Annotated in this window: 5 protein-coding genes; 2 read left to right on the top strand and 3 right to left on the bottom strand. The window is 62.7% G+C overall.

All coding sequences use genetic code 11. From position 1 onward, the window contains the following. A partial coding sequence (locus VIQ49_RS07510) for a cutinase family protein (protein WP_331882686.1) occupies nt 1–746 on the bottom strand: 746 nt, incomplete at its 3' end. Nucleotides 747–1,208: 462 nt separating this feature from the next. Between VIQ49_RS07510 and VIQ49_RS07505 the strand changes: the two genes are divergently transcribed. Continuing rightward, the gene (locus VIQ49_RS07505) at nt 1,209–1,676 is read left to right on the top strand and encodes a hypothetical protein (protein ID WP_331882683.1); all 468 of its coding nucleotides are present in this window, start codon (nt 1,209–1,211) and stop codon (nt 1,674–1,676) included. Nucleotides 1,677–1,740: 64 nt separating this feature from the next. Here the strand turns inward: VIQ49_RS07505 and VIQ49_RS07500 are convergent, their stop codons facing one another. After that, nucleotides 1,741–2,643, bottom strand: a complete 903-nt coding sequence (locus tag VIQ49_RS07500; RefSeq protein ID WP_331882681.1) for an RNase H family protein — start codon at nt 2,641–2,643, stop codon at nt 1,741–1,743. A 185-nt stretch (nt 2,644–2,828) separates the two neighbouring features. Continuing rightward, nucleotides 2,829–3,752: a hypothetical protein gene (locus VIQ49_RS07495; protein WP_331882679.1), complete on the bottom strand. Its 924-nt coding sequence runs from the start codon at nt 3,750–3,752 to the stop codon at nt 2,829–2,831. 384 nt (nt 3,753–4,136) lie between these two features. On the opposite strand from VIQ49_RS07495, the gene VIQ49_RS07490 reads away from it, so the two are divergent. Further along, nucleotides 4,137–5,342: an insoluble domain protein gene (locus VIQ49_RS07490; protein ID WP_331882676.1), complete on the top strand. Its 1,206-nt coding sequence runs from the start codon at nt 4,137–4,139 to the stop codon at nt 5,340–5,342. Nucleotides 5,343–5,538: the final 196 nt, after the last annotated feature.

Below are 5,538 nucleotides of genomic sequence, written 5' to 3'. Positions count from 1 at the left end.
GCTGTCGCGAGGTCTGCAGGGTTGGTCGCTGCCTCCTTGTCGTCGCCCCCTGTCATGCCGGTGTTTCCGAGGACGGTGCCGAGAGAGTTCAGCAATCCGTCGTCCGAGGGAGTCGCGCAGTACAGGTCTGGTGCCGGATCGCAGATGGTGACGACGTCGAGATCGCCGAATCCTTCGCTGCGCGGCCCGACGATGCCGTGTCCCGGCGGGTTGGGGCCGACCACGGTCTCGCCTTTGGTTCCGCGTCCCGGGTCGGCGATCAGTACGGTTGCGCGCAGCTTGGATGCGGTGATCGGACCCCGGCCCTGGGCGATGTTCTCGGCGATATCGCCAGCGATATCGGCGCCTTGGCTGTATCCGATGATCGAGAAGACCGTTGCGGGGCATCGGGCGGCGCGCTGACGCAGGGTGTCGGTAACCGATTTCACTCCGTCTGCTTTGCTGTCCGCATAGGGCACACCTTGATCGAAGGCCGTCGCTTCGTACGCGGGGTAGACGGATGCGACTGTGTCGCCGAGTTTTTCTTCTACTTTGTCGGTGATGGGCTTGAGCATTCCGACGGGCACGTCCGGGTTGGCGTTCTTGTTCGTCTCCCAGGTCCCGGGGACGGCAACAATTTCGCTGGGAGAGCACGATCCGGGTTTGGCTTGGATCGGGGCGGCGGTGACCGCGCTGGCGCCGATCACCGTGATAAATGCGAGCGCTGTGGTGGTGATGCGCGCGATCAGTGTGCCGTGTGGCGTCATCGGGTTTCGTCTCCTGGGCGACGGGTGGCATGGTTCCCGATCGACGCTATCCGCACGGTAGGTCGAACCTATGTGCGTTTCCCGGGATCCATTGGTGTGGACTCGGCCACGATGACAGTCGGGTTCTCCAGCGGAGACGCGCTGAGGGGAGGATGCCGAGCGGGTGAGCGCCGGCGTGGCCGGCGCTCACGGGCTATATCGGATCACCGCACCCATCTGCCGTAGGCAGAAGCACGGGGCGTACACGAACTGAATCATGCACGGCCGCACGGTCTAGTCACGCTAGCCGCCAGCACAGTCGATATTAGTGGATTGCCCGAGCGATCCATAGCTGTGCAGCTCACCGCCCACCCTTTGGGAACAGCGTGTGATGTCGGACTACCGGCCCGGACCTGCGGGGGAGTGTGGAGAACCTTGTGTCTACCTTCGGCAGGTACACCGCAACTATGAGAAGGGAAGTCCATGTCGAACGTCGAGTCGGTCTTCGCGACCGCCGCTGAACGCCTGCGGATTATCGCCCGGCAGGCAACTCCCGGCCCTTACCAGCGGTCCCGGACCGTACCTGGCGCGTTGAGGTGCGTCGATGCCGACGATGGGGGTGAGCAGCATCTTGCGTTCGGGGTCGCCCGCAAGGAGGATTTCCGGTTGCTCGTTGCCGCTGATCCGGGGGCGTTCGAGCTGCTGGCGTCGATTTTGGAGGTGACGTCGGCGTCCGACGATGCGGCTCCAGCGTTGGCTGAGTACGTCCGCTATCTCAGCCGGAAGATGGGTTTGCAACTTCCCGAGATCGATTTCGGTATCGATCCTGTGCGAGCACAGGCGGTTCCGGAGGTAGTTGCATCGCCTGTTCAGAAGAAAACTGTGATCGACGTTCCGCGCTCGGCGCCAGCCCGGGCTGCTGCTCCGGTCTTCGATGCCACCGATCTGTGACCGACAACTTACGAAGGGGCCCCGCACAGTAAGACGGTGCGGGGCCCCGAATCATGACGGTCGGTCAACCGGCCATCAACAGCTGATCTCGACGAAGCACGTCGTCGCCGATGCTGCGGTACATCTGCGCGGCGACATCTTCGGAGACATCGAATTCTGCGTTGCGGCGCGCCGCAACAGCAGCGCGATGCGCCGCCTCGTTGAGCGCATGGCCTGAATGTCCCGGTACCCAACGCACTTGGCTGCCCGTCCGTTCGAGTGCACGCTGCAGCGCAACGACACGGTAGGCGTAGATCACGTCCATATGGGTGTAGAGGTCGTCCAGCGGCAGCTGGAGATATTTCAAAGCGACGCGGCTGTCCGTCACAATCGACAGTCGCCTGCCGTGGTGTTGATTGACCGCGAGTGCGATGGCCAGGACCTCACCGACATTGATGTCGGTGATGGTAGGAAGCCATGCCGTATGCACGATTCCTTCCGCATCGACTGCTCCGATGCCGACACCGTTGTGCCGATAGCGTTTCGATGCATCAGTGCCGACGGCCAGCGCCGCGATCTTCCGCGGACTGACCGTTGGCTGCACGGCAGGGGCAACTGGCTCTGGCAGTCGCTCGCCGGCACTAATGAGCATGGGCTGCAGGACGCCGGTCGGGAGGTTGACGATGCGGACGCAGGGGAAGCTGCCGGAGACGGCGATGAGCTCATTGCGAACACCTGAATGGTCGATGAACACGCTTGTACGCGAAAGTCCTTCTGCTGCTCGGCGATACAGCCATTCGAATGCGTCGAGAGCAAGTACTGAGACCGGCGTTTGGGAGGGACGGGTCAACACCTCGGTGTGCTGCGTTGCGCCGCGGCGGTAGACGATGACCGCGGTGCGCGGGCGCGCGTCGCAGATCGTGTTGTGGAGCGTGTTTGTGGATCGGACGTTCGAAGCGAATGACAGCGGTGTCGATCGACTGTTCATTGCGTCGGCACCATGCCTCCCAGGATGACTGAAGTGTCAGCTGGTGCTGGAGTAGCTGTAAGGCGGCGGAGGGTGTGTACATGGGAACAATTCCTGTCCTTCGTGTAGTGGTCCGGTTGGATTCTCGCCGGGATGTTCTCCACGGTAAATTCGCTGCCCCAGGGTGTTTCAGTTACCAGCCGCTGTCACGGTGTCGGGCAGACTGAATCGCAATTGAGCTTGTTTGCAATGTAGAACCGGCCAGCAGTCGAAACGACGGTGTACTGCTGGTAGTACTCGTGGATCAGTCCATCGGGTGTCGTCAACGTGAGCTTCACGTTGTAGACATTCTCGGCTTCAGTGCTGGTGATCACGATGTTGCGTTTGACGCCCCGGTCGACTCGGTCCACGTCGGTTTGGATTGCCGCTGCTGTTGCTGGCGTGTTCTGGCTGGGGACCAGAAACGCGGCCGCCGCCGCACCGCTGCGTTGGTCGTAGTACGCGTTGTCGAAACCGAGGATGACTCCGGGGCCGCTGGTGGTGTCACCGATGGACGGTGCGTCAGCGACAGTGCTCGGCGTGGTGACGGTGCTGGTCACTGCTGCGGTCGTTTGGGGTGTTGCCGAGGTGCCGTCACTGTCGGCAGGTTGCTTGACGACGATGACGATGCCGATTGCGACGGCCACAGTGGCGGCGAGGCCCCCGACGACACGCAAGGTCCGCCGTCGCCCCGCTGGTGTTCGAGTCGGCTTTTGTGGGGTGCGCAGATACGCGTCGGTCTGAAACTGGGAAGACCCACTGTCGTATGTGTCCTCGTAGCTGTCGTAGCCGGGGTCGTGAGTGGCGGCTGAGGGTGTGAAGACTGGTTCCGCCGATTCCCACGGATCTATCGGTGCGGGCACGGCAGGGATCACTGTCGTCGCGTCGTCATCTAAAGGCAGAGCTGAGATCGACGGTTCCGAGGGCGGAGAAGCGATCTCGTCCTGGACGAATCCGTCACCGAATTCGTTCTCCGGCGTCCACTCTGTGCCCCATTCAGGATCTGCGTCCCAGGATTCTGTCCGTACCGATTCCCTCTCGAAACCGTTGTTGGTGATGTCAGGGTCCGGTTCTACGCGTCCGCGTGCCATGGCGTTCCTCCGTCGGCTCGATTAGTGCTCTAACTACGACCGCGGACGGTAGCGGTCGGCTTCTCCGATGGTTCTCATCTCGATGAATGCGCACTACGAGCGCGCTCCTGAAGGACCGGCCGGCCGTATCGCAGCGGCCGCATCGCGCGGTTCGGCGCCTCCTTACTCGTCGGGCTCAGATGGGGGGACTGCTCGATGAGGTCAGGGTGGAGAACCCTGTCTCTACCGTCTGCAAGCGTCGGATCTCGCAAAGGATCGCGGCGCGCGAATCACCAAGTTTCACCAGGCTTCCTGGCAGGTGTGCGTTGCCGACTCCCGCGGGATTCGTCGGGTTGAGCTCGATCGGAGTTCGGCCCTCCTTGAAGTGCGCACGAGAGGAACTCAATGCCCAAGAAGCACAGGAAGCCACGCAAGCGGTGGATCGCTCCAACTGCGATCGCGGCCGGAATCAGCACGAGCGCGATGTTCGGCGCGGGGATCGCTCACGCAGCACCGGAGTCAGGATGGAGCAATCCGGATCCCGGGCAGCAAGCGCCGGAGTCGGGATGGAGTAATCCGACTCCCACTCCGACCACTCCTGCACCTGCACCTGCCCCCGAACCCGCTCCGGTTGAGGAGAACCGGTCGTACTGGACCCCTCCGCCCCCTGAATACACCGATGTTCAGTGGCGCCCATCACCTTCCGCCCAGTCGCCGTCGAATTCCGGAAATGGCTACACGGAGCCGACTTACACAGCTCCGGTCCGAGTCGAAGATCTGCACCTCCCGATCGCCGTCGATCCAATCGCGCCAATTCAGGCACCCGCGGAGCGTCTGCGGCTTGGTGACTTCGTCACCGACCAGCCGAACTGGTTGTCCGATGAGTACCTGGATCGAACCAACAACACCGCCGCGGTGATCGAAGCGCAGTACGGCACGGCCTGGAAGTCCATCGGCGTCGATGCCGAACGTAGTGACCGGATTGCGGCAGCCACCGTGGCAGGGGTCGCGACGGGAGCATTGGGCGGTGCGGCTATCGCAGGCACGCCGTTTGCCGTTGGTGGTGCGCTCGTCGGCGGCACCATTGGCGGAAACATCGGCTTGACCCTCGGAAATGTTCTGGTTCCGGGTGTCGGCTGGGTGCCAGGTGGCGTGGCAGGAACAGCGGTGGGTGCCGGTGTCGGGGCTGCGGTGGCGGGCGTGCCTGCGGCATTGGTGGGTGGCGCAGTCGGCGGTGTCGCCGGTGGACTCGCGGGTACCGCATTCGGTGCCGGTGACACCACGAATACCCCCACCGAGTTCGACCTGCCTGATGTTGCAGAACCAGACACTGCGGCGATCACCGCGCAGGTGACGGAGACGCTCGGACAGCAGCAGCCTCAGGTCGCCGAGTTCGTCCAGGACACGGTCGCTTCGGCGCCGCAGGTCGTGGAGCAGGTTACCGAGCAGGTCGCAACTGCCCGTGAGGCAACGCTGGCTCAGCCTGGTGGTGAAGACGTGATCGCTGGTTTGGATGCTGCAGCGAAGGAGCTCGACTACGCCTTCGGTCCTGTTGCCGCGATGGTCAACGACGCAGTGGCGGCAGCTACTGCGGGTGTCAATCCGGCCTGAGCTGTCGGATACACGAAGGCCCTGAGATTGACGATGTAGTCAATCTCAGGGCCTTCGGGCTTCTCCGGTCTTTCGCCTTCGAGCAGAGGGGTCGGGAAGTCGATTGGAAAGTCTCCTCTTACTTCACATCTGAGAAAGGTTGACCGCTATGTCAACGGGAAAACGACCACAATTTCTTGCACGTATGTCCGCTGTG

Source organism: Williamsia sp., from assembly GCF_036566845.1.
In the GTDB taxonomy this organism is placed as follows: domain Bacteria; phylum Actinomycetota; class Actinomycetes; order Mycobacteriales; family Mycobacteriaceae; genus Williamsia.
Note: the sequence above shows the minus strand (reverse complement) of the source record. Positions and strands in the feature narration are given on the sequence as shown.

What these genes read in the sequence shown, in the direction of transcription:
- VIQ49_RS07505 (WP_331882683.1), top strand. Translation starts at nt 1,209, where the DNA reads ATGTCGAACGTCGAGTCGGTCTTCGCGACCGCCGCTGAACGCCTGCGG.
- VIQ49_RS07500 (WP_331882681.1), bottom strand. Translation starts at nt 2,643, where the DNA reads ATGAACAGTCGATCGACACCGCTGTCATTCGCTTCGAACGTCCGATCC.
- VIQ49_RS07495 (WP_331882679.1), bottom strand. Translation starts at nt 3,752, where the DNA reads ATGGCACGCGGACGCGTAGAACCGGACCCTGACATCACCAACAACGGT.
- VIQ49_RS07490 (WP_331882676.1), top strand. Translation starts at nt 4,137, where the DNA reads ATGCCCAAGAAGCACAGGAAGCCACGCAAGCGGTGGATCGCTCCAACT.